A 23,545-nucleotide genomic window follows, 5' to 3' on the forward strand; every position below is an offset into this window, starting at 1 on the left:
TCCGCCCGGTGCCGCGCGGGCCGAGTGACGAGTGGGACCACGGCACCGGCACCGGACGGGCCGACTGCGGGACGGGTCAGTGCACGCTGACGGTGGCGCCGGGGAGCAGGCCGCGCAGCTCCTCGGGCAGTTCGGCGCCCATCTCGTCGGCGATGCGCAGCGCCTCCTCGATCAGGGTCTCCACGATCTGCGCCTCGGGCACGGTCTTGACCACCTTGCCCTTGACGAAGATCTGGCCCTTGCCGTTGCCGGAGGCCACCCCGAGGTCGGCCTCGCGGGCCTCGCCCGGGCCGTTCACCACGCAGCCCATCACGGCGACCCGCAGCGGCACCGGCAGCCCCTCCAGGCCGGCGGTGACCTCCTCGGCGAGCTTGTAGACGTCGACCTGGGCGCGGCCGCAGGACGGGCACGAGACGATCTCCAGGCCCCGCTCACGCAGGCCGAGCGACTCAAGGATCTGGTTGCCGACCTTGATCTCCTCCACCGGCGGCGCCGACAGCGAGACCCGGATCGTGTCGCCGATCCCCTCGGCCAGCAGCGCGCCGAAGGCGACCGCCGACTTGATGGTGCCCTGGAAGGCCGGGCCGGCCTCGGTGACGCCCAGGTGCAGCGGGTAGTCGCACTTCTCGGCCAGCAGGCGGTACGCCCGGATCATGACCACCGGGTCGTTGTGCTTGACCGAGATCTTGATGTCGCGGAAGCCGTGCTCCTCGAACAGCGAGCACTCCCACAGCGCCGACTCGACCAGCGCCTCGGCGGTGGCCTTGCCGTACTTGGCGAGCAGCCGCTTGTCCAGCGAGCCGGCGTTGACGCCGATCCGGATCGGTACGCCCGCGTCGCCGGCCGCCTTGGCGATCTCCTTGACCTTGTCGTCGAACTGGCGGATGTTGCCCGGGTTGACCCGGACCGCCGCGCAGCCGGCGTCGATCGCGGCGAAGACGTACTTCGGCTGGAAGTGGATGTCGGCGATCACCGGGATCTGCGACTTCTTCGCGATCGCGGGCAGCGCCTCCACGTCGTCCTGGCTGGGCACGGCGACCCGGACGATCTGGCAGCCGGACGCGGTCAGCTCGGCGATCTGCTGGAGCGTGGCGTTGACGTCGGAGGTGAGGGTGGTGGTCATCGACTGCACCGACACCGGCGCGCCCCCACCCACCGGGACCGAGCCGACCATGATCTGGCGGCTGAGCCGACGCGGGGCGAGCGGCGGGGGCGGCACGGCGGGGATACCGAGACTGACAGCGGTCACTTCAGGCACTCACCTTGAGAAGAGCGTGATCGGGTTGACGACGTCCGCGGTGATGGTCAGCAGCGTGAACACGCCACCGATCAGGATCACCGCGTACGTGAGGGGCATGAGCTTCAGGTAGTCGACGCGTCCGGGGTCGGCGCGGCCGATGCGGGCGTAGAGCCAGGAGCGGGCCCGCTCGAACCAGGCGATGGCGATGTGCCCGCCGTCGAGCGGCAGCAGCGGCAGCAGGTTGAACACGCCGATGAAGAAGTTCAGCGAGACGAAGAGCATGAAGAACAGCAGCCAGGCGTCGTTCTCGACGGCCTCGCCGCCGAGCCGGCTGGCGCCGACCACGCTGATCGGGGTGTCGATGTCCCGCTCCTCGCCGGTGATCGCCGCCCACAGCGCGGGGACCTTCTGCGGGATGCGCTTCATCGCCTCGTACGTGTTGACCGCCATGTCGCCGGTGAAGTCGGCGGTCGCGCCGACCGCGCCGACCGGCCCGTACGTCACCCGGGTCGGGGTGCTGGGCACGAGGCCGACGCCGAGCGCGGCGACCGGGGCGACCTGGCCCTTCGGGTCGTCGAGCGGGGGCCGCTGGGTCTGCGCGAGCACCGTGCTGGCCGTGGCCGGCTGCCCGTCGCGCACGTACGCGATCTGTGCCGTGTCGCCCGGCTTGAGGCTGCGCAGCGTGGTGAGCAACTGCCCGTAGTCGTTGATCGGCGTGCCGTTGATGGCGGTGATCCGGTCGCCGTCGCGCAGTTGCGCCTGGGCGGCGGGGCTGGCCGGGTCGGCGGTGGTGCACTCGCGCAGGGTGTTCTCCGGGACCACGCACTTCGACAGCGCGATGACGGCCGGCTCCTTGCGGATCTCCGCCTCGGTGCTCGGGAACTCCGGGTTGGGCAGGCCGGCGCTGATCGCGATGATCCAGAGGGCGATCACGGCGAGGGCGAAGTGGGTGATCGAGCCCGCGGACATCACGATCGTCCGCTTCCAGACCGGGTAGCGCCACATGGCGCGCGGCTCGTCGGCCGGGTCGACGTCGTCGTCCTGGGGGGTCATCCCGACGATCTTGCAGAAGCCGCCGAGCGGGATGCCCTTGACGCCGTACTCGGTCTCGCCCCGCTTGAACGACCAGAGCGTGGGGCCGAAGCCGACGAAGTAGCGGGTGACCTTCATGCCGAAGGCCTTGGCGGTGAGCATGTGCCCCGCCTCGTGCAGGCTCACCGAGACGAGGATCGCGAGGGCGAAGAGCACCACCCCGAGCAGGTACGCCATCAAGCTCCTTCCACCGAACCCGCGATGATGATCTCCTGCGCGTGCGCGCGCGCCCACGACTCCGCCGCGAGCACGTCCTCGACGGTACCTGGTTCGTCGAAGTCGGGAGCGTCCTCCAGCACCCGCCGGAGGGTGTCGACGATGCCGAGGAAGGGCAGCCGGCCGGCCACGAACGCCGCCACGCACTCCTCGTTCGCCGCGTTGTAGATGGCCGGCCGGCAGCGCCCGGCCTCGCCGGCGGCCTTGGCCAGCGCCACCGCCGGGAACGCCTCGTCGTCCAGCGGCGCGAACTCCCAGGTGTGGGCCTTCGTCCAGTCGACGGCGGCGGCGGCGTCGGGCACCCGGTCGGGCCAGCCGAGGCCCAGCGCGATCGGCAGCCGCATGTCGGGCGGGCTGGCCTGGGCGAGGGTGGATCCGTCGGTGAACTCGACCATCGAGTGGATCACCGACTGCGGGTGCACCATCACGGCGATGTCGGCGTACGGCACGTCGAACAGCTCGTGCGCCTCGATCACCTCCAGCGCCTTGTTGACCATCGTGGCGGAGTTGATCGTGACGACCGGCCCCATGTTCCAGGTCGGGTGGGCCAGCGCCTGCTCGGGCGTGACCCGCGTCAACTCGTCGCGCCGCCTGCCCCGGAACGGGCCGCCGCTGGCGGTGACGACGAGCCGCCGCACCTCGCCCCGGGCGCCGCCGCGCAGGCACTGGGCCAGCGCCGAGTGCTCCGAGTCGACGGGGACGATCTGCTCCGGCCGCGTCACGGCGGCCTTCACCAGCGAGCCGCCGGCGACGAGGGACTCCTTGTTGGCGAGCGCGAGCGTACGCCCGGCGCGCAGCGCGGCCAGGGTCGGCGCGAGCCCGAGTGAGCCGACCACGCCGTTGAGCACCACGTCGCAGGGCCACTGCGCCAGCTCGGCCATCGCGTCCGGGCCGGCCACGATCTTGGGCAGCTTGAAGTCGCCGGTGGCCCAGCCGCGCCGGCTCGCCTCGGCGTAGAAGGCGAGCTGCAGGTCCTGCGCGGCGGACGCCTTGGCCACGCCGACCGCGTCGACGCGCAGTTCGAGGGCCTGGGCGGCGAGCAGCTCGACGTTGCCGCCACCGGCGCCGAGCGCTACCACCCGGAACCGGTCCGGATTGCGCCGGACGATGTCGACGGCCTGTGTGCCGACCGAGCCGGTGGAGCCGAGGAGAACAAGATCACGTGGGGACGTCACCGGGCCATTCTTCCCCAGCGCCGCCGGCCGCCCGCCGGGAGCCTCAGCCCTCCGCGTCGACCTGCCCCTCCGGGCTTTCCCCGCCTTCCTCCGGCGCTTCCTTGCCTTCGTCCGGTGCCGCCTCCCCGAGCAGGTCGGCCGGGTCGATGGAGAACTCGAACGGCTCCCGCATGACGAACCGGGTACCGGCGGCAGCGGCTGCCACCGGCCGGTACTCCCCCTCGGCAAGCTCGAACAACGCGATGGTGGGCACCCGGTTGCGCAGGTCGACGCGGAGGAAGAACGGCACGCCGACGGCCGCGTACTCCCGGGGCCGGTCAATGATGCCCTTGCGCCGATTGCCGGGCGAAACGATCTCACCGAGCAGCACGGCGTGCCTGATGTCCATCGTCGTACGCCCGCCACCCGGAACATCGAGAATGACGATGTCCGGAATGAAGAGATCGTCGCCCGAGACGACGTTCGCCTCGAGGTAGAGCCACAGCTTCGCGCGGCGGGCCGCCTGCTTGAGCAGGTACGCGAGATCCAACTCCGCGTCCTGGTGGTCATAACCGGCATGTGGCGTCACGATCACGCTTCCGCTCAGGACCTCAACCTTGGGGCCGTTGGTCTCCGGCAACAGGTCGAGGGCGAGCTGGGCGGTCCACGGCTCGTCGCGCCACCGCAGCACGTCGAACGACGGCTCGGTGGACTGCGACGCGGGTTCGGCCTGCTGCGGCGCCGGCTCCGGCGCGAAAGCTGCCTGGGCCATCCGGGCTCACCCCCTCAGCGGACATTCTGCTCAGGTCAGCCTAGCCGCCGCAGTCCCCGCCGCAGGGGATCGCACACCGGGTCCGACGCCGGCTGCCCCCCGGCCCGGCGCGGGGCGCGCCGGAGCGGAAGCGGATCTCTCACGCCGGCCGGCCGCTCCCGGACCAGTGCCCCCGCACCCCCGGAAGACGGGCCGCGCGCACGCAGCTTTCTTTCATTGCATCGATCGCCATGGTTGAATCCCGGCATGCGAAGAGGTCTCGTCTGGCTGGCGGCCCTGCTGGTCGCCGCTCCCCTGCTCGTCAGCCCGGGCGTGGCCCAGGCCGCGACCACCACACCCTCGCTGGTCATCGCCAGCGACTTCCCCGATCCCGACGTCGTCAAGTTCGGCGGCATCTACTACGCGTACTCGACGAACAACGGGCACGGCAACGTTCCCGTCGCCACGGCCAGCTCACTGACCGGGGCGTGGACCAGGCGACCAGACGCGATGCCGACCCTCGGCGCCTGGGCCAACGGGGGCCTCACCTGGGCACCCGACGTGTCGCAGCGGGCCGACGGGCGCTACCTGCTCTACTACACCGCCCGCAGCCGGGCCACCGGCCGGCAGTGCATCGGCGCCGCGCTGGCCACGTCACCGCTCGGGCCGTTCGCCTCCGTCGGCACCCAGCCGCTGGTCTGCAACGCCGGCGAGGGCGGCGACATCGACGCGGCGAGCTTCACCGACAGCACCGGGCTGCGTTACCTGCTCTACAAGGACGACGGCAACGCCATCGGCCAGCCGACGAGCCTCTGGCTGCAACGGGTCGCCGCCGACGGCGTGACCCTCCAGGGCGCCCGCGTCGAGCTGCTGCGCAGCGGTCGCGCCGAGGAGGGCGGCATCATCGAGGCGCCGGTGCTGACCAAGGTCGGCGCGCAGTACGTGCTCTTCTACTCGCTCGGCGGCTACGGCGGCGACGGCTACCAGACCAGCTACGCCACGTCGACCTCGCTGACCGGCCCGTACACCAAGGCGTACCGCTCGCTGATGACCACGGCGTCGCTGGACTCGGCCGTGCGGGGGTCGGGCGGCGCGGACGTGGTCCGCGAGGCCGGCGGCGACCACATCGTGTTCCACGGCTGGATCAACAACTACTCCGCGCGCGGCATGTACGTGGCGGCGCTGGGCTGGGCCGGCGGCAACCCCGTGGTGCGGGGCAGCCGGGTGCGGTACGAGGCCGAACGCGGCTCGCTCAGCAACTGCGCGGTACGCGCCGCGCCCAACACCTCCCAGGGGCAGGTGGTGGCCTACATCGACCACGCGGACAGCTGGGTCGACGTCACCGTCTTCGCGCCCAGGGCCGGCGGGTACCGCGTCCACGTCGCCTACGCCGCCGGCTACGGCGACGCCCAGCACACGCTGACGGTCAACGGCGCGAACCCGAAGGTCGTCACCTATCCCGCCACGGGCTGGGACGTCTGGCGGCAGGTGGGGGTGGACGTCACGCTCAACGCGGGCTTCAACACGCTCCGGTTCACCCACCTGAGCCGCTGGGCCGAACTCGACTTCGTCGAGGTGGCCTAGCGCGCCCCGCCCGGCTCCGCCGGAGGCGCGTGGAGATCTTGGTGGGAAAGTGCCTCTCCGGGGGCCGATTCCTGCCAAGATCTCGACGCGGACCGGGGCCGGAGCGTCCCGTCGTACGGACAGCCGCGGCGGGCGGGGTCGTTGAACGGCTCAGTCCCCGGCAGCGGTCAGCACGAAGGTCTCCAGGGACTCGCCGCCGTACCAGTCCGAGCGGCGGCCCACGTGGGTCATGCCGAGCCGGCGGGCCACCGCCATCGACGCGGTGTTGCCCGGCGCCACCACCGCGTAGACCTCGCGGGTGCCGGCGGCCAGTTCCCGCGCCACCGCCGCCCGGGCGGCCTCGGTGGCGTACCCGTGACCCCACGAGTCGGGGTGCAGGTGCCAGCCCACCTCGATGTCCTCGGTCGGCACGCCCTCGTCCCGCCCGGGCAGCGGCTTGAGCAGCAGCGTGCCGACCACCACGCCGGTGTCGCGCACCTCGATCGCCCACGTGCCGTACCGGTCGCCGTGGTCGGCGTGCCGCTCGCGCCACGTCGCCAGCCGGTCGGCGGCCTGCCCCGGCGCGGTCAGCGGCAGGCCGGGCGCGCCCAGCCAGCGGGTGACCTCGGGACGGGAGTAGATGTCGAAGATCCGGGTCAGGTCGGCCGGGTCGGCGGTCCAGTTCCGCACGACCAGGCGTTGCGTGGCGAAGATCCCCATTCCGGCGATCCTAGTGAGCGCTGCCGCCCCGGGGACGACGAGCGCTCCCCACTCAGACGCGACGGGGGCCGGGTCCACGGCCCCGGCTGCCGGGGGCGACGTGCCGCACGGCACCCACGCGGGCGGCGATCTCGTGCGTGACGCGGGGCGGTACGGGGAAAGAACCCGCGATGGGCGACGGATGGCGACGGGCGAAGCGGATCACCAGTGCGGCGTTCCGCCCGCTGCGGGGGCGGGACCTGTCCCTGCACGCCGCCGCCATCACCTTCTACGGGGCGATCGCCGTGGTGCCGGTGGCCCTGCTGGCGATCTGGCTGACGTCGCTGCTGGCGGGAGGCGAGCGGGTGCGCCGGCTCACCTCGTACGCCGTGGACACGCTGCCGGACGCGATCGGCGCGCCCCACGCGGTGCAGGCGCTGGTCGGGGCCGGGGTGGGGTTGACCCCGTTGCTGGCCCTGGCGTCGCTGCTGCCGGCGTCGCTCTACGGCGAGGGGCTGCGCCGCGCCTTCGTCTCGGTCGCCGTGCCGCGCAGCGAGGAGTCGTTGGTCGGCTGGCGGGGCCGGCTGCTGCTGCTGCCTCTGCTGGCGCCGGCCCCGGCCCTGCTGCTGTCGATCCTGCTCGCGCTGCCCACCACCACCGGGCTGGTACGGCAGGGCGGCTGGACCGGCGCGCTGGGGGTGGTGCTGTCCTTCCTGGCGGTCTGGCTGGTACTCACCCCGGTGTTGCTCTGGGTGTTCCGGGTGGTCGGCCCCGCGTCGCCGGACTGGCTCTCCGCGCTGGTCGTCGGGTCGTTCACCGCGGCCAACCTGTCGGGCTTCCTGCACGGCTTCGTGCTCTTCGCCTCGCTCCCGATCGACCTGGGGGTGCCGTTCGGGGGCTTCGACGAGATCGGCGCGGGGGTGGCGGTCCTGCTCTGGCTCTACCTCTTCCACGTGATCGTGCTGGCGGGCTACTCCGCCACCCTCGCCCTCTCCCGCTGGCGCGACCGCCGCGCCGCCGCACCGGTTGAGCGGGCCGACGGTCAGGGCCGGAAGGGGCCGGTGACCTCGTAGGTGATCCCGTCGCTGCCGATGGAACTGCCGGAGGCGCCGCGCTGGGACGAGAAGTAGAGGCGTGACCCGTCCGGGGAGAACGCCGGGCCGGTGATCTCCGAGCCGGACTGGCCGAGAACGCGCAGGAACGGGGCGACCACGCCGGCCCGGGTGATGACGTTGATCTCCATGTCGCCGCCGTCCTCGGCGACGTAGAGGTCCCCGCCGGCGGTGCCGGTGATGTTGTCGACGCCGGTCAGCGGCGCCGCCCCGGCCGGCACCAGCGAGTCGTCGTACGCCAGGTCGAGACGCTGGTTGACCGCGTCGTACGCCCACACCCGGTTGTCGCCCTTGGTGGTGAACCAGCAGGTGCCCCGGTCGTACCAGCACCCCTCGCCGCCGTCGAAGTGGCGGGCCGCGCCGACCTGCCGGCGGGTCGGCACCGGGAAGCCGTCCCGGTCCGGCAGGTCGCGCCAGGTCACCGGCCCGGTCACCTGGTCGGCCGGGGCGCAGAGCACCTGCACCTTCCCCGTGCGCAGGTCGCCCCAGGTGTCGGGGACGAAACGGTAGAAGCAGCCGTCGTCCTCGTCCTCGGTCAGGTAGACCACCCGCCGGTCCGGGTCGCAGGCGGCCGCCTCGTGGGTGAACCGGCCCATCCGGGTCCGCTCCTCGGCCGCCCGGCTGCCGTCCGGCCAGGTCTCGAACACCCGGCCCAGCGGCACCTCCTCGCAGGACAGCCAGGTGCCCCAGGGGGTTGCCCCGCCGGCGCAGTTGACGTTGGTCCCGCCGAGGATCCGGTACGCCGCCGCGATCGAGCCGTCGGCCCGGAAGCGCACCGCGGAGGCGCCACCGACCAGCGGCACCTCGGAGTTGGAGACGTAGATCCAGCCGTCTCCGGCCGGGAAGCAGGCGCCGCCGTCCGGGGCCAGGTGCCACAGGTACGAGGTGCCGGGCACCCGCTGCCCGGATCGGGCGACGACCCGGCTGGTGAAGCCGGCCGGCAACTGGAGGCCGTTGCCGTCGGCGCCGAGCAGGTCGCCGTACGGGCCGGGTCCGGGTTGGGCGGGGGCGGCGAGCGCGGCGCCGGCCCAGAGGCTGCCGGCGAAGGCGGCGCCGCCGGCGACGGTGGCGCGCAGCAGGGTACGACGGTCCATCGGAGACTCCCGGAGGGTGCGGGGACGATGCCCCGTCGACGCTAGGGCCGACGGGGCATCGATGGAAGCCTCTATTTGGTGAACGCGGGGTGACGGGCCTCCGGAGCCGCCGGCCCGGGCTCGTCGTCGGACTCCTTGATGCCGAAGCGGCGGTAGACGCGGGCCAGCGGGCCGGGGGCCCACCAGTTCCAGCGGCCCAGCAGCCGCATCGTGGCCGGGACCAGCAGCGCCCGGACCAGCGTCGCGTCCACCACGATCGCCACGATCATGCCGATCCCGATGAGCTTGATGTACGCCATCTCGCCCGTGGCGAAGCCGGCCACCACGATGATCAGCAGCAGCGCCGCCGCCGTGATGATCCGCCCGGTGCGCTGGAGCGCGGTGGCCACCGACGCGGTGTTGTCGCCGGTGCGGTCCCACTCCTCGCGTACCCGGGAGAGCAGGAACACCTCGTAGTCGGTCGCCAGCCCGAAGAGCACGGCGAGCATGAGGATCGGGTTGCTCGGTTCGATGAACCCGGTCGGGGTGAAGCCGAGCAGGTCGGCGAAGTGCCCGTCCTGGAAGATCCAGACCACCACGCCGAACGACGCGCCGATCGACACCAGGTTCATCAGCACCGCCTTGACCGGCAGCACCACCGAGCCGAAGGCGAGGAAGAGCAGGACCAGGATCGCGGCGGCCATCAGCAGGGCCATCCAGGGCAGCCGGTCGGCGAGGCCGTCGATCAGGTCGAGGTCGACGCCGGGCCGGCCGCCGACCAGCACCTCGGCACCGCCCGGCGCGGGCAGGGCGCGCAGCGCCCGGACCACGTCGTGCGCGGCGTCACCGGTCGGCTCGCCCGGGTAGGTCACCGTCAGCAGCGTCGACGTGCCCCGGTTGGCCGCCACCTGCACCCCGGTCACGCCCGGCACCGCGGCCACCCGGTCGGCGAAGGGCTGCACCTGCTCCGGGGACACCCCGGAGACCAGCACGTCGATCGGCGCGATCGTGCCGCCGGGGAACTCCGCGGCGATCCGCTCGGAGACCACCCGCGGCTCGGCGCTCGCGGGCAGCACCCGGTCGTCGAACCCGCCGAACTCCATCCGCAGGATCGGCGTGGCCAGCAGCAGGAGCAGCACGGACACCCCGACCAGGTAGCGCACCGGGCGGCGCATCACGCTGTGCGCGATCCGGGCCCAGGCGCCGCCCGTCCCCCCCGCCGCCGGCCGCCCACCGCGCGCCCCACGCCGCCACGGCAGCGGTACGCGCAGCGCGTCGATCCGGTGGCCGAGCACCGCGAGCAGGGCCGGCAGCACGGTCAGCGCGGCCAGCATGGCGACCAGCACGGCGGCCATCCCGCCGAGCGCCATCGAGCGCAGGAACGCCTGCGGGAAGATCAACAGGCTGGCCATGGCGGTCGCGATGGTGAGCCCGGAGACCAGCACCGTCCGCCCGGCCGTGGCCATCGTCCGCCGGATCGCGGCCGGGGTGTCCCGGCCGGCGGCCAGCTCCTCGCGGAACCGGCTCACCACGAACAGGGCGTAGTCGACCGCCATGCCCAGGCCGATCAGGGTGATGACGTTGATCGCGAACACCGACACGTCGGTGACCATGTTGACCAGCCGGACGGCGACGAACGCGCCGAGGATGGCGAGCCCGCCGATCAGCAGGGGCGTGGAGGCCGCCACCAGCCCGCCGAAGATCAGCACGAGCAGCACCAGCAGCACCGGCATGGAGAGCAGTTCCGCGCGGGTGATGTCCTCGGTGGTCTGCGCGTTCGACTCCTGAAGGGCCGCCGTGGCGCCGCCGACCTCGGTCCGTACGCCGGGCGCCGCCAGGGCGGGCCGCAGTTCCTCGTACGCGGCGGCCTTGTCGTCCTTGTCGGCGGCCCGGAGCTGGATCAGCGCGTAGGTGGCCCGGCGGTCGGTGGAGAGCAGCGCGGGGGCCTGGGTGTCGTACCAGGTGGTGACGCTGGTGATCTCCGATCGCTGGCGCAGCCCGGCGACGGTGGCCGCGACCGGGTCACGGAAGGCGGGCTCATCGACGGTCGGCCCGTCGCTGGACCAGAGCACGACGAGGTCGGCGCCCTGCGGCCCGAGCTCGCGGGTGATCCGCTCGGCGGCCCGGCTGGACTCGCTCGCCGGGTCGTCGAAGCCGCCACCGGTGAGCTGCCCGAAGACCCCGACCCCCCAGGTGGAGCCGACCGCGACGAGCACCAGGGCGGCGGCCAGCACCGACCAGCGCAGCCGTACGACCATCTGTCCCCACCAGGCGAACATTCGCCTCCCCCTCCGACGACGGCTAGGCTGTGACCATCGCTCATTTGAGTGAACGCCGTTAACTATGGCAACGGCGGTCGATTCGGTCAAGGGAGTCAGCCGGATGGACGCACCGAGCCGACGGGAACGCCTACGCTCGGCGACGGTCGCCGAGATCAAGGACGGGGCTCGGCGGCTGTTGGTGACGGGCGGGGTCGACGCCGTCTCGCTGCGGGCCATCGCCCGCGACATGGGCATGACCGCGCCGGCCATCTACCGCTACTTCCCCAGCCTGGAGGCCCTCGTCGCGGCGCTGGCCGGCGACCTCTACGACGAGCTGCGGCTGCTGCTGGAGGCGACCCGGGACGACGCCGGCCCCGACCCGGTCGACCAGCTGCTCACCATGTCCCGGACGTTCCGCGCCTGGTCGGTGGCGCACCCGGCCGAGTTCGGGCTGATCTTCGGTGCCCCCACCCCCGGCCGCAACGCGCTGGTCGGCGGCGGCGACCAGGGTCACCCCGGTTCGCGCTTCGGCGCGGTCTTCATCCAGCCGATCCTCGACCTGTGGCACCGCTCCCCGTTCCGCACCCCGCCGCCCGAACTGCTCCGGCAGCGCCTGGGCGGGCGGCGGCTGGAGCCGCTGCGGATCAGCCACGGCGAGGTGCCGGTCGAGGTCGCGTACGCCTTCCTCGCCGGCTGGACCCGGCTCTACGGCCTGGTCGCCATGGAGGTCTTCCACCAGTTCGACTGGGCGGTCACCGACGCCGAGGCGCTCTTCGAGCTGGAGCTGGAGACGTTCACCGCCCAGCTGCTGGCCGCCCCACCGACGGACGACGACCCGTCGACGGCCGCCCCGGCGGTGAAGGGCTGACCGCTGGTGAGCGCTGACCGGCGGCCGAGGGCTGACCGGGTGGTGAAGGGCTGACCGGTGGGGCCTGCGGGCAGTAGGCTCCCCCGGCATGGGTGACGAGCTGCCGACCCGGGCCGACGTGGTGATCGTCGGCGCCGGGCACAACGGTCTGGTGTCCGCGATCCTGCTCGCCCGCGCCGGGCTCGACGTGCTGGTGCTGGAGGCGGCCGACGTCATCGGCGGGGCCACCCGGACGGAGGCCCCGTTCCCCCGGGTGCCGGGGCTGCGCCACTCCACCGGGTCGTACCTGCTCGGGCTGATGCCGCCGGAGCTGCTCGCCGCGCTCGACGTGCGCATCCCCGTGCTGCGCCGCGACCCGCACTACTTCCTGCCCACCCCCGGCGGCCCCGGCTCGCCCTACCTGCTCTTCGGCAGCGACACGGCGGCCACCCGGGCGCAGCTCGCGGAGTTCTTCTCCCCCGCCGACGCGGCTGCCGACGACGCCCTCCAGGCCGAGCTGGCCGCGCTGCGCGACGACCTCGCCCCCGCCTGGCTGGCCGAGCCGCTGCCCGTCGAGGAGACCGCCGAGCGGTACGTCCGGCCGGCGCTGCGGCAGGTCTTCGTCGACCTCGTCCGGGGCTCGGTCGCCGCGCACCTGGCCCGCTTCGACTTCCGCTCCGAGCTGCTCGTCAGCATGTACGCGGTCACCGACGGCCTCTCCGGGCTCAACGCCGGCCCCGACGACCCAGGCACGGGGCACAACTTCCTCGTGCACAACATGTGCCGGCTGCCCGGCTCCGACGGCACGTGGATGATCGCCGAGGGCGGGATGGGCACCGTGTCGCGTACCTTCGCCGACGCCGCCCGCGCCGCCGGCGCGACGATCCGCACCGGCACGCCGGTCAGCGCGATCGCCCTGAACGGCGGCGCGGCCGGTGGGATCGTGCTCGCCGACGGGCGGGAGGTCGCCGCGCGGGTGGTGCTCGGCGCCTGCGACCCGTACCGGTTGATGGACCTGCTGCCCGACGGCGCGCTCCCGGCGCCGCTGGCCGAGCGGATGACGGCGGTCCGCCGCCCCGGCACCACGCTCAAGCTCAACCTGGCGCTGACCGGTCTGCCCCGGTTCTCCTGCCTGCCCGAGGGCGCGCCCAGCCCGTTCGGCTCGACGATCCACCTGCTGCCCGGCTCGGACTCGCTGACCGGCGGGGGCGGGGAGCCGCCGATGGCGGCGCTGCGCGCCATGTGGGCGGACGTGCAGGCGGGGCGGCTGCCCGACGAGCCGACCATCGAGTGGTACCTGCACACCACCGTGGACCCGTCGCTGTCCGACGGCCACGGGCACCACTCGTCGGCGCTCTTCGTACAGTCGGTGCCGTACGCGCTGGCCGACACCACCTGGGACGAGGCGCTGCCCGGCTACGTCGACCGGCTGGTCGGCATCTGCGAGCGGTACGCCCCCGGCACGGGTGACCTGATCGCCGACGCGGTGCCGCTGCCGCCGCCCGGCATCGAGGCGCACTTCGGCATCACCGGCGGACACATCCACCACGTCGACAACACCGTCTCGTTCACCGACCGGATGCCGTACGCCACCGGCGTCGACGGCGTCTACGCGGGCAGCGCCGGCTGCCACCCGGCCGGCAGCGTCATCGGCGCCGCCGGCCACAACGCCGCCCGCCGCATCCTCACCGACCTGGCCCGCTGACCCCCGCTTCGGGAGCTAGCCGAGGGCCTCGCCGGCGGGGGCGGGGGTTTCGGCGTCGACGCGGTGGGCGCGGACCTTGTGCCCGACGCTGGTCAGGCAGCGGCCGCTGGGCAGGTCGAACCGCCAGCCGTGCAGCTGGCAGGTGAGCTGGTCGCCGTCGACGATGCCGAACCGGGTCAGGTCGGCCTTCAGGTGCGGGCAGCGCCGCTGCACCACCCAGTCGCCGAGGGTGATGTCCTCGGCGTCGCTGGAGCGCTCGTGCTCGTCGTACCAGCCCTCGGCGTACTGGAGGCGCTCGGTGGAGAGGCACTTGAAGAACGCGTAGACGAACTCGTTGTACTGGCCGATCCGGGCCGCCGAGAAGCGGCAGGAGAGGAAGAGGGAGTTGACCCAGTCCACCTCGCCGATGTGCAGCAGGTGCTCGATCAGCGCCCGCTCCGTACGGAACCGGTAGCGGACCTTCTCGTCGGCGTACGGGCGGACCTGCTTGCCGGGGAAGTCCACCACGATCGACTCAATCGTCTCGCCGCCCGAGTCGTCGGTGCCCACCAGGTCGAAGCGGACCGGGCCGCCGACCCCCTTGGCCAGGTAGATCGACTCGTCCAACAGCGGCTCGATCCGGCGCTGCATCTCCTTGAGCACGTCCACCTCGGGGTGGCGCCAGGACGCCTTCTCCGCCTCGATGACCGGCCGCTTGCGCTCGCGCATCTCCTCCAGGTGGGCCACCTTGTTGGCGAAGAACTCCTCCACCGGCACCGGGTGGCTGGTCTCGCAGCTCTCGGTGGTGATCTCCGCGACGCTGCCCGGGAGCAGCACGACGCCGTTGGTGCCGCCGACCTTGGCGTACTCGCTCAGGAAGACCGACTGGTCGGGGAAGATGTTGCCCTCGTCGCCGTGGATGTCGTTGAACTGCCACAGCTCGTCGTCGAGGAAGCACGGCGGGCCGGCGATCGGGAAGACGTGGTCGGCCTTCAGGTCGTCGATGTAGCGCCAGGTGCGGTCGAACTGCCGGTCCCGCTTCTGCTTGCCGAACGCCGTCTTCGCCGCCTGCGGCAGCTCGTAGACCATCGGGTACCAGATCGCGCCGGAGAACTGGAGCATGTGCGCGTGCACGTGGCCCAGCTCGGCGAAGACACCCAGGTCGGTGGGGCGGGCGTCGTTCTGGTTGAGCAGCCGGACGCCGTCGTACTCCACCCAGAGCGAGGAGTCGCCGATCGGGCCGTCGGTCGGGCTGGTCAGCGCCTGAATCATGATCTTCAGGCCGCCGTCCAGCTCCACGACCTGCTCGTTCGGCGCCTTGAGGAACCTGGTGAAGCCCAGTTCCCGCAGCTCGTCCTCCATCTCGGAGGTGGGGAACGCGGGCAGCAGCACGGTGGCGTCCTTCGACACGAAGCGCTTCAGGTGGGCCGCGTCGAAGTGGTCCCGGTGCAGGTGGGAGACGTAGAGGTAGTCGACGTCGCCGAGGGCCTCCCAGTCGAGCAGCGAGTTGTCCGGAAACGGAAACCACGAGGCGAAGTAGGCCGGATTGACCCACGGGTCGCACAGGATGCTGCCCGCGGCCGTGTCGATCCGCATGCTGGCGTGTCCCGTACCGGTCACTCGCACCGCAGTTCCCCCTCAAAACGACAAACAAGGTGTACGCCAGAAACGCTACCGGAGGGAGTCTGGCAACCCACCCGCGACGCCGGTAGTGCCGATGCGCCCAGGTGACGTCGGACCTTGGTCCCCCGGCTGCCACCCTCGTACGCCCTCCGGCCGACGCCCGTCCCGACCGGGCGGATCGTGCGGTCCGCCCCATCGGTCGGACCCAGCGCCGGGCCCGGCACGGGGCGTGCCAGACTAACCGGAGATCCGATCGCGAGGGAAGGACCGACAGTGGCAGGAAGCGAGCCGGTAACGTCGCCAGACCAGCACAAGCCCGGGCACCGCAAGTCCGGGCGGATCGGTGCGGTGGTCTCCGCGCTGGCCCTGTTGGCGATGCTCTGCGGCAACCACGAGGGCAGGGTCGAGAACATCTGGCTGATCGGCCTGGCCGTGCTGCTGCTGGTCATCGTCATCGGCGACGCCGTGCTGCGGCGCAACGGCCTGCGGTCCTGACGCACCCGCGCCAGCCGGCGTCGCACCGGTCCGCGCGCCGGAGACCACACGCACGAGGGCCCGCCCCCGACAGGGGAGCGGGCCCTCGCCGTACGCGGATCAGCGCCCGAACAGGATGTCCTGCACGTCCTTGAGCGCGGCGTCGACCTCGGCCTCGAAGTAGCCGCCCGGCACCAGCGGGAAGCGCAGCGTGTCCAGCTCCTTCGGGTTCACGGGCATCGCGTTTCGGCCCTGCATGCCCCCCAGCAACGTGTCGAAGAACCGGTCGACCTGGTCCGGGTCGTAGCCGCTGCCGAACCGGCGCACCTGGAAGCTGCGACGGATCTGGTCGACGCGGTAGAGGTCGCTGCCGGGCGGGCCGGCCATCGGCGGACCGACCATCGGCGGCGGGCCACCGACCGGGGGGCCGCCCACCGGAGGGCCACCGACCGGAGGGCCACCCACGGGCGGGCCGGCGTTCGGCGGGCCACCGAAGCCCGGCTGCGGGGGCGGGCCGGCCGGGCCGCGGTCCCGCAGGTCGCGCAGGTCGCGTTCCGGCATACGGATCTCGGCGGTCATGTCGGCGCGGGCGCGCCGGCCGGCCTCGAACCCGTCGAAACGCGGCTCGTCGCCGTAGCCACCGGGACCGTCGCCGTAGTTGCCGGGACGGTCGCCGTAGCCGCCACCCGGACCGTCGCCGTAACCACCACCCGGACGGTCGCCGTAGCCGCCGCCGGGGCCGTCGCCGTACTTGCCGGGGCCGTCGCCGTAGCCGCCACCCGGACGGTCGCCGTAACCGCCACCCGGGCCGTCGCCGTAGCCGGTGGGGCCGGCGGGGAGGCCGCGCGGCGGCGGGCCGCCGTGGCCCATCGGGCCACCCGGTCCCATCGGGCCGGGGCCGCCCGGGCCGCGCGGCGGCTCGTAGCCGCCCCGGGGCCCGTCGTATCCGCCGGCGAAGGCGCCGGTGGGCTCGTCGTAGCGGCCGTAGCGGTCGGCGGGCGGCCCGGCCTGCGCCGGCATCGCCCGGGGCGGCATCGGCTGCGGGACCGGCGACATGCCGCGATCGTCACGCCCCGGCGGCCCCATGCGGTCGGGCGGGCCCATCCGGTCGGGGGGCCCCATCCGGTCGGGCGGGCCGAGGCGGTCGGGGGGGCCGAGGCGGTCGGGGGGGCCGAGGCGGTCGGCGTCCCGGGGGTCGCCGCCGCGTCCGCCGACGCCGCCGCGCTCCTCCAGCTCGGCCAGCTGCCGCTCGACCCGGTCGAGGTGCAGGTCGACCTGCCACTCGTCGTAGCCGTTGAAGCGGACCCGGAAGACGACGTCGTGGACCTCCTGGGAGGCGACGGGCGCACCCACGGGCCGGCCGTCGAGCGTCGCCTCGACCCGGTCCAGGAAGGCATCGACCTCGTCGACCTTGTATCCCCGGCGGAGCGCCTTACGCCGGAAACGCTGACCCTGACTCGCCACTATGTCTCCTGGTCTCGTTCGCTACGCCCGGTCACGCCTTCTCCCCGGCCCGGTCGGTGTCCATGTCCTCGGCGGCGGCGAGCTGCCCACACGCTCCGTCGATCTCGCGACCCCGGGTGTCCCGTACCGTCGTCGACACCCCGGCCTCCCGCAACCGCCGGACGAACTCGCGCTCGACGGGCTTCGGGCTGGCGTCCCAGCGGCTGCCCGGAGTCGGGTTGAGGGGGATGAGGTTCACGTGGGTCAGCTTCCCGGCCAGCAGCCGCCCGAGCAGATCGGCTCTCCACGGCTGGTCGTTCACGTCTCTGATCATCGCGTACTCGATCGACACGCGACGCCCCGTGCGGTCCGCGTAGTCCCAGGCCGCATCCAGCACCTCGGACACCTTCCAGCGCTGGTTGACCGGCACGAGTTCGTCGCGCAGCTCATCATCGGGGGCGTGCAGCGACAGCGCAAGGGTCACCGAGAGGTCTTCGCTGGCCAGTCGGCGGATGGCCGGGACCAGCCCGACCGTGGAGACCGTGATGTGGCGCTGCGACAGCCCGAGCCCCTCGGGTGCCGGGGCGACCAGCCGCCGGATCGCCGCGACCACCCGGGAGTAGTTGGCCAGCGGCTCGCCCATGCCCATGAAGACCACGTGCGACAGGCGCGGCGGCGAACCCGCCACCGCTCCGGAGGCGGCCACCCCGGCCAGGTAGACCGCCTGGTCGACGATCTCGGCGGTGGAGAGGTTGCGGGTCAGCCCCGCCTGGCCCGTCGCGCAGAACGGGCAGGCCATGCCGCAGCCGGCCTGGCTGGAGATGCAGACGGTGACGCGGTCCGGGTAGCCCATCAGCACGCTCTCCACCAGCGAGCCGTCGTGCAGCCGCCAGAGCGCCTTGCGGGTCGCGCCGTCGTCGCACGCCAACTCCCGGACGGGGGTGAGCAGCCGGGGCAGCAGCTGGTCGGCGAGCTTCTCGCGGGTGGCGGCCGGCAGGTCGGTCATCTGCCCCGGATCGCGCACCAGGCGACCGAAGTAGTGGGTGGAGATCTGCTTGGCGCGGAACGCCGGCTCCCCCAGCTCGGCGACCAGGGCCCGGCGGCCGGCGAGGTCGAGATCGGCGAGGTGACGGGGAGGCATCGCGGGCCGCCGCCCGGGGGCGTCGGGGTCTGCGGGGATCAGGGGCAGGCTCGTCATGGCCCGTCCAGTCTGTCACGCCGGACTGTCGACACACCTGTCCGGAGGTGGCGAATCGCCCTCCGCCGCCCGGGCGGGACCGCTGACGACGGGTGATTCACGCCTCACTCCAGCACCGGGACGAAGACCGCCAGGAGCAGGTAGGCGGTCGGCAACGCGAAGAGGATCGAGTCCAACCGGTCCATCAGGCCGCCGTGGCCCGGGAGCAGGTTGCTCATGTCCTTGACCCCGAGATCCCGCTTGATCATGGATTCGGCGAGGTCGCCGAGGACGGCGGCGCCGGAGACCGCCAGCCCGAAGAGCGCGCCCCACCACGGGGCCACGTCGAGCAGCAGCCAGAGCAGCAGGGCGCTGCCCAGCGCCGCGGCGGTGACCGAGCCGGCGAAACCCTCCCAGGACTTCTTCGGGCTCACCGAGGGGGCCATCGGATGCTTGCCGAAGTTGACGCCCGCCGCGTACCCGCCGGTGTCGGAGAGGACCACCGCGGCCAGGGTCACCAGCACCCGCAGATGCCCGTCCTCGGGCGCCGCCGCCAGCAGCGCGGCGAACCCGCCGAGGAACGGCACGTACACGGCGATGAGGGTGGCGGCGGTCAGGTCCCGCTGGAAGCCGCCCGGTCCGTCGCCGAGTCGCCAGACCATGGTGCCCAGCACGGTCACCAGCAGGCCGAGGCTCAGCGCGTCGGGACCGGAGAACCAGGCCAGCCCGACGGTGAGCACCCCGCCGGCGATCAGCGGCACCAGCGGCGGGTGCGCGCCGCTGCGGCGTACCGCCCGGGCCATCTCCCAGATGCCGACGCCGACCGCCGCGGCCACCACCACCAGGAAGACGGGCGGATAGAAGAAGAGCGGCACCACGACCAGGGCTGCGAGGGCCACGCCGACGGCGATGGCCGCCGGCAGGTTGCGTCCGGCCCGGCTCGGGGCGGGCTGCTGGGTGGGTGGCCGATCGAGACCGGCCCGGCGCCGGCCGCGCTGCCGGCGGCCCGGGGGCGGCGCGGGGATCGGCTCCGGCTCGACGTCGCGGATCGGCTCTAGCCGGGTGGTCGGGTAGTCGGAGTCGTCGGGGTCGCGGTGGCCGTTCGACGCGGCCGCGCCACCGCCCGCCGGCATCCCGGCCTGCGGGCGGGGGCGGGCCGGCGCCTCGGCGTACGCGTCGGGGAGGACGGCGGGACCGCGGTGCCACTGGCCCGGCTCGATCTCGGGCTCCGGCCAGGGAAGTGCGGGCGCCGGTGCGGGGGCGGGGGTGTCGGGACGGTCCCAGCCGCGGGGCTCGGCGCTACCGTGGGGCTCGAGGTGGGACATCACGCACCGAGCGGGACCGGCACGAGATCCACCGACTGACGCACAACCACAACCATTCCCCTACCCGCGCGACTGTTCCGTCCGGTTGACCCGCCCGACGGCCGGCCGATCCCCACCGTTCACCGCAGGGTGGCCGGGAATCCTGCCGAGCCTACTGCACCCACCGGTTCCTCACGTCGGACCGGGCCCGTGACGGCCCTCGGACGACGGTGGCACCGGGCCCCGCCGCCCGAGCGGACGGCGGAGCGCCGGTGCCACGATGCCGTCGTCGGCGGCGGAGGCCGGCGTACGACTCACACCTCGAGGAGTTCGTTCTCCTTGTGCTTGACCAGGTCGTCGACGGCGGCGACGAAGCGCTGGGTCAGGTCGTCGAGTTCCTTCTCGGCGCGGCGGCCGTCGTCCTCGCCGACCTCGCCGACCTTGACGAGCCGGTCCAGCTCCTCCTTGCCCTTGCGGCGGATGTTGCGGATGGCCACCTTGGCCTCCTCACCCTTGTGCCGGGCGACCTTGATCATGTCTCGGCGGCGCTCCTCGGTCATCTGCGGGAGCAGGATGCGGAGCTGGTTGCCCTCGTTGTTCGGATTGGCGCCGAGGTCGGAGTCGCGGATCGCCTTCTCCATGGCGTTGATCTGCGAGTTGTCGTACGGCTTGATGATCACCATGCGCGGCTCGGGAACCCCGATGGACGCCATCTGGGGCAGCGGCGTCGGGCTGCCGTAGTAGTCGATGATGATCTTGGAGAACATGGCGGCGTTGGCGCGACCGGTACGGATCGCGCCGAACTCCTCCTTGGCGTGCTCGATGGCACGCTCCATCTTCTCCTCGGCCTCGAGGAGGGTGTCGTCGATCACCGGTCTCCTCGCCTCCTTCTGTGCTCGTCGTGGGCTTGTCGTGTCGGAGGGACCGCTGAGGTCGGGGTCACGCGACCGCTCAGGCGGTGATCAGGGTGCCGATCTTGTCGCCACCCACGGCCCGGATGATGGTGTCGTCGCCCTGCGCGCCGAAGACCAGCATCGGCAGGCCGTTCTCCATGCACAGGCTGAACGCGGCGGCGTCGGCCACCCGCAGGTTACGCCGCAGCACCTCGGAGAAGGTGATCGAGTCGAACTTGCTGGCGGTCGGGTCGATCCGCGGGTCGGCGGTGTAGACGCCGTCCACGCCGTTCTTGCTCATCAGCACCACGTCGGCGCGGATCTCCAGCGCCCGCTGGGCGGCCACCGTGTCGGTGGAGAAGTACGGCATGCCGGCGCCCGCGCCGAAGATCACCACGCGGCCCTTCTCCAGGTGCCGGATGGCGCGCAGCGGGATGTACGGCTCGGCGACCTGGGCCATCGTGATCGCGCTCTGCACGCGCGTCTCGATGCCCTCCTTCTCGAGGAAGTCCTGTAGGGCGAGGCAGTTCATCACGGTGCCGAGCATGCCCATGTAGTCGGCCCGGGCCCGGTCCATGCCGCGCTTCTGCAGCTCGGCACCCCGGAAGAAGTTGCCGCCGCCGACCACCACCGACACCTGCACGCCGCGGCGGACCACGGTGGCGATCTGCCGGGCGATGGCCTGTACGACGTCCGGGTCCACCCCGATCGCACCCCCGCCGAACACCTCACCGGAGAGCTTCAGCACCACCCGGCGGGCCCGGCCGGGAGGTGGCGCCGTCGGATCGTCCGCCGCCAGACTCCGGTCACTCACAACCTGCGTCATCCGCCCGCCCTTCCCCATGCGCACGTCCCGTACGCCCCGTAACCGCGAAACTGCCGTAGCCGACCCTATGTGACGAGGAGGCCGCGGTGCCTGTCACGTACACCGGCGGCCTCCTCGTCGACGTTCCCCTGCCCGTGGCGCGCGAAGCGCCCGGGGCGGCTCAGGCCTGGCCGACCTCGAACCGCACGAAGCGGGTGACGTCGATGCCGGCCTCGGCCAGCAGCTGCTTCACCGTCTTCTTGTTGTCGGCGACGGACGCCTGCTCGAGCAGGACGTAGTCCTTGAAGAACGCGTTCACCCGGCCCTCGACGATCTTCGGCAGGGCCGCCTCGGGCTTGTTCTCCTCGCGGGCGGTCTGCTCGGCGATGCGCCGCTCGGACTCGACGACGTCGGCCGGCACCTCGTCGCGGGTGAGGTACTTCGGCCGCATGGCCGCGATCTGCATCGCGACGCCCCGGGCGTCCGAGTCGGACGCCTCGTCGCCGGCGGTGCTGGTGTACTGCACCAGCACGCCGACCGCCGGGGGCAGGTCCTGGCTCTTGCGGTGCAGGTAGACGGCGGTGGTGCCGTCGAGCTTGGCGAACCGGTTGAGGACGAGCTTCTCGCCGATCTTGGCGGACTGCTCCTGCACCAGGTCGGCGACGGTCTTGCCGTCCAGCTCGGTCGCGAGCAGCTCCTCGGCGGTGCCGACGCCGCTGCGCTCGCCGTGCTCCACCAGCTGCTGGGCCAGCTCGATGAAGGCGTCGGTCTTGGCGACGAAGTCGGTCTCGCAGTTGAGCTCGAGCAGCGCCTTGCCGGAGTGGGCGATCAGACCGTTGGCGGCCGTACGGCCGGCCCGCTTGCCGACGTCCTTGGCGCCCTTGACGCGCAGGATCTCGACGGCCTTGTCGAAGTCGCCCTCGGCCTCGGTCAGCGCCTTCTTGCAGTCCATCATGCCGGCGCCGGTGAGGTCGCGGAGCTTCTTGACGTCCGCGGCGGTGAAGTTGGACATGGCTCTCTCTTCGGTGTTGAGACTGCGGGTGGGTTGGTCCTGGTGCCGGTTACCCGGATCCGGGCGCGACGTGCCCGGCGTACCTGCCGCTTCCCCGCCGCCCGGGAGAACGGGCGGCGGGGAAGCGGCGGTGCGGTCACTCCGCGGCGGCGGTCGCCGGCTGCTCGACCTGCGCCTGCGGGGCCTGCTCAGCCTGCGCCTGCGGGGCCTGCTCGGCCTGCTCGTCGGCCTTCTTCGGCTCCTCGAGCAGCTCGCGCTCCCACTCGGCCAGCGGCTCGTCGGTGGCGACGCCCGGCTCCGGCTTCTCGTCGCTGCCGCGACGACGGCCGGAACGGGCGATCAGGCCGTCGGCGACGGCGGCGGCCACGACCTTGGTCAGCAGCTCGGCCGAGCGGATCGCGTCGTCGTTGCCCGGGATCGGGAAGTCGACCTCGTCCGGGTCGCAGTTGGTGTCGAGGACCGCGATCACCGGGATGCCCAGCTTGCGGGCCTCGTCGACGGCGATGTGCTCCTTCTTGGTGTCGACCACCCAGATCGCGGCCGGAAGCTTCTGCATGTCCCGCAGACCGCCGAGGGTGCGGGTCAGCTTGATCTTCTCGCGGGAGAGCTGCAGGGTCTCCTTCTTGGTGTACCCGGCGGCGGTGCCGCTCAGGTCACCCAGGGCCTCCAGCTCCTTCATCCGCTGGAGCCGCTTGTAGACCGTCTGGAAGTTGGTCAGCATGCCGCCGAGCCAGCGGTGGTTGACGTAGGGCTGGCCGACCCGGGTCGCCTGCTCGGCGATGGCCTCCTGGGCCTGCTTCTTGGTGCCGACGAAGAGGATGCTGCCACCCTCGGCGACGGTCCCGCGCACGAACTCGTAGGCCTTCTCGATGTAGTCGAGGGTCTGGCGCAGGTCGATGATGTAGATACCGTTGCGCTCGGTGAAGATGAAGCGCTTCATCTTCGGGTTCCAGCGCCGGGTCTGGTGCCCGAAGTGGACACCGCTCTCCAGCAGCTGACGCATGGTCACGACGGCCATGGTGGGGTACTCCTCGTGGTCCCTGGTTGTTCCGCCCGGCCAGGCGGCCGGGCGTCCTGGCGCCCGGCCGGCGGCCATGGCGGGCCCGACCAAGATCGGGACCA

The 23,545-nt window shown here is 72.6% G+C and carries 20 protein-coding genes; 5 read left to right on the top strand and 15 right to left on the bottom strand.

Annotation, left to right across the window (positions count from 1 at the left end; translation table 11 throughout):
• Positions 1-76: 76 nt before the first annotated feature.
• From ispG to ACTMS2_RS11200, 4 genes are read right to left on the bottom strand one after another with little or no spacing between them, the layout of a single operon-like run.
• The gene (ispG, locus tag ACTMS2_RS11185) at positions 77-1,249 is read right to left on the bottom strand and encodes a flavodoxin-dependent (E)-4-hydroxy-3-methylbut-2-enyl-diphosphate synthase (protein WP_441175334.1); all 1,173 of its coding nucleotides are present in this window, start codon (positions 1,247-1,249) and stop codon (positions 77-79) included.
• A 9-nt stretch (positions 1,250-1,258) separates the two neighbouring features.
• On the bottom strand, positions 1,259-2,509 hold the full coding sequence (locus tag ACTMS2_RS11190) for a M50 family metallopeptidase (RefSeq protein ID WP_441175335.1): 1,251 nt from the start codon (positions 2,507-2,509) through the stop codon (positions 1,259-1,261).
• On the bottom strand, positions 2,509-3,723 hold the full coding sequence (gene dxr / locus ACTMS2_RS11195) for a 1-deoxy-D-xylulose-5-phosphate reductoisomerase (RefSeq protein ID WP_441175336.1): 1,215 nt from the start codon (positions 3,721-3,723) through the stop codon (positions 2,509-2,511). Before dxr ends, ACTMS2_RS11190 begins: the two co-directional genes overlap by 1 nt.
• Before the next feature lie 43 nt (positions 3,724-3,766).
• Positions 3,767-4,474, bottom strand: coding sequence for a Uma2 family endonuclease (locus ACTMS2_RS11200; protein WP_441175337.1), 708 nt, complete (start codon positions 4,472-4,474; stop codon positions 3,767-3,769).
• A gap of 246 nt (positions 4,475-4,720) precedes the next feature.
• Between ACTMS2_RS11200 and ACTMS2_RS11205 the strand changes: the two genes are divergently transcribed.
• Entirely contained in the window at positions 4,721-6,037 is a 1,317-nt protein-coding gene (locus ACTMS2_RS11205; protein WP_441175338.1) for a family 43 glycosylhydrolase, read from the top strand.
• Positions 6,038-6,187: 150 nt separating this feature from the next.
• On the opposite strand, the gene ACTMS2_RS11210 is transcribed toward ACTMS2_RS11205, so the two are convergent.
• Positions 6,188-6,736, bottom strand: a complete 549-nt coding sequence (locus ACTMS2_RS11210) for a GNAT family N-acetyltransferase (RefSeq protein WP_441175339.1) — start codon at positions 6,734-6,736, stop codon at positions 6,188-6,190.
• A gap of 170 nt (positions 6,737-6,906) precedes the next feature.
• On the opposite strand from ACTMS2_RS11210, the gene ACTMS2_RS11215 reads away from it, so the two are divergent.
• Positions 6,907-7,788: a YhjD/YihY/BrkB family envelope integrity protein gene (locus ACTMS2_RS11215; RefSeq protein ID WP_441175340.1), complete on the top strand. Its 882-nt coding sequence runs from the start codon at positions 6,907-6,909 to the stop codon at positions 7,786-7,788.
• Here the strand turns inward: ACTMS2_RS11215 and ACTMS2_RS11220 are convergent.
• Both ACTMS2_RS11220 and ACTMS2_RS11225 read right to left on the bottom strand, forming a co-directional pair.
• On the bottom strand, positions 7,758-8,921 hold the full coding sequence (locus tag ACTMS2_RS11220) for an alkaline phosphatase PhoX (protein ID WP_441175341.1): 1,164 nt from the start codon (positions 8,919-8,921) through the stop codon (positions 7,758-7,760). The genes ACTMS2_RS11215 and ACTMS2_RS11220 overlap by 31 nt on opposite strands.
• A 71-nt stretch (positions 8,922-8,992) precedes the next feature.
• On the bottom strand, positions 8,993-11,179 hold the full coding sequence (locus ACTMS2_RS11225; protein WP_441175342.1) for an MMPL family transporter: 2,187 nt from the start codon (positions 11,177-11,179) through the stop codon (positions 8,993-8,995).
• Positions 11,180-11,282: 103 nt separating this feature from the next.
• Between ACTMS2_RS11225 and ACTMS2_RS11230 the strand changes: the two genes are divergently transcribed.
• Together ACTMS2_RS11230 and ACTMS2_RS11235 are read left to right on the top strand one after the other, a co-directional pair.
• On the top strand, positions 11,283-12,029 hold the full coding sequence (locus ACTMS2_RS11230; RefSeq protein WP_441175343.1) for a TetR/AcrR family transcriptional regulator: 747 nt from the start codon (positions 11,283-11,285) through the stop codon (positions 12,027-12,029).
• An 88-nt stretch (positions 12,030-12,117) separates the two neighbouring features.
• Positions 12,118-13,713: a phytoene desaturase family protein gene (locus tag ACTMS2_RS11235; RefSeq protein WP_441175344.1), complete on the top strand. Its 1,596-nt coding sequence runs from the start codon at positions 12,118-12,120 to the stop codon at positions 13,711-13,713.
• A gap of 15 nt (positions 13,714-13,728) precedes the next feature.
• On the opposite strand, the gene ACTMS2_RS11240 is transcribed toward ACTMS2_RS11235, so the two are convergent.
• Entirely contained in the window at positions 13,729-15,318 is a 1,590-nt protein-coding gene (locus ACTMS2_RS11240; RefSeq protein ID WP_441175345.1) for a Rieske 2Fe-2S domain-containing protein, read from the bottom strand.
• 270 nt (positions 15,319-15,588) lie between these two features.
• Here ACTMS2_RS11240 and ACTMS2_RS11245 point away from each other — a divergent pair, with 270 nt between their 5' ends.
• Entirely contained in the window at positions 15,589-15,810 is a 222-nt protein-coding gene (locus tag ACTMS2_RS11245) for a DUF2631 domain-containing protein (RefSeq protein ID WP_101414599.1), read from the top strand.
• Positions 15,811-15,909: 99 nt separating this feature from the next.
• On the opposite strand, the gene ACTMS2_RS11250 is transcribed toward ACTMS2_RS11245, so the two are convergent.
• From ACTMS2_RS11250 to rpsB, 7 genes are all read right to left on the bottom strand, one after another.
• Positions 15,910-17,253, bottom strand: coding sequence for a DivIVA domain-containing protein (locus tag ACTMS2_RS11250; RefSeq protein ID WP_441175346.1), 1,344 nt, complete (start codon positions 17,251-17,253; stop codon positions 15,910-15,912).
• A 31-nt stretch (positions 17,254-17,284) separates the two neighbouring features.
• Positions 17,285-18,430 carry a 23S rRNA (adenine(2503)-C(2))-methyltransferase RlmN gene (gene rlmN, locus ACTMS2_RS11255; protein ID WP_441175347.1) on the bottom strand — a complete coding sequence of 382 codons (1,146 nt, stop codon included), beginning with the start codon at positions 18,428-18,430 and terminating at the stop codon, positions 17,285-17,287.
• A 104-nt stretch (positions 18,431-18,534) separates the two neighbouring features.
• Positions 18,535-19,734: a phosphatidate cytidylyltransferase gene (locus ACTMS2_RS11260; protein WP_441175348.1), complete on the bottom strand. Its 1,200-nt coding sequence runs from the start codon at positions 19,732-19,734 to the stop codon at positions 18,535-18,537.
• Positions 19,735-20,027: 293 nt separating this feature from the next.
• Positions 20,028-20,585, bottom strand: coding sequence for a ribosome recycling factor (frr, locus tag ACTMS2_RS11265; protein ID WP_441175349.1), 558 nt, complete (start codon positions 20,583-20,585; stop codon positions 20,028-20,030).
• A 79-nt stretch (positions 20,586-20,664) separates the two neighbouring features.
• A complete protein-coding gene (pyrH, locus tag ACTMS2_RS11270; RefSeq protein ID WP_089001535.1) occupies positions 20,665-21,432 on the bottom strand; it encodes a UMP kinase in 768 nt (255 codons plus the stop codon).
• A gap of 160 nt (positions 21,433-21,592) precedes the next feature.
• A complete protein-coding gene (tsf, locus tag ACTMS2_RS11275; protein WP_089001536.1) occupies positions 21,593-22,423 on the bottom strand; it encodes a translation elongation factor Ts in 831 nt (276 codons plus the stop codon).
• Between the two features lie 136 nt (positions 22,424-22,559).
• Complete coding sequence (gene rpsB, locus ACTMS2_RS11280; protein WP_441175350.1) at positions 22,560-23,441, bottom strand: 30S ribosomal protein S2; 882 nt, start codon at positions 23,439-23,441, stop codon at positions 22,560-22,562.
• Between the last annotated feature and the right edge of the window lie 104 nt (positions 23,442-23,545).

This window comes from Micromonospora sp. SD12 (assembly GCF_052068495.1).
GTDB lineage: Bacteria > Actinomycetota > Actinomycetes > Mycobacteriales > Micromonosporaceae > Micromonospora > Micromonospora echinofusca.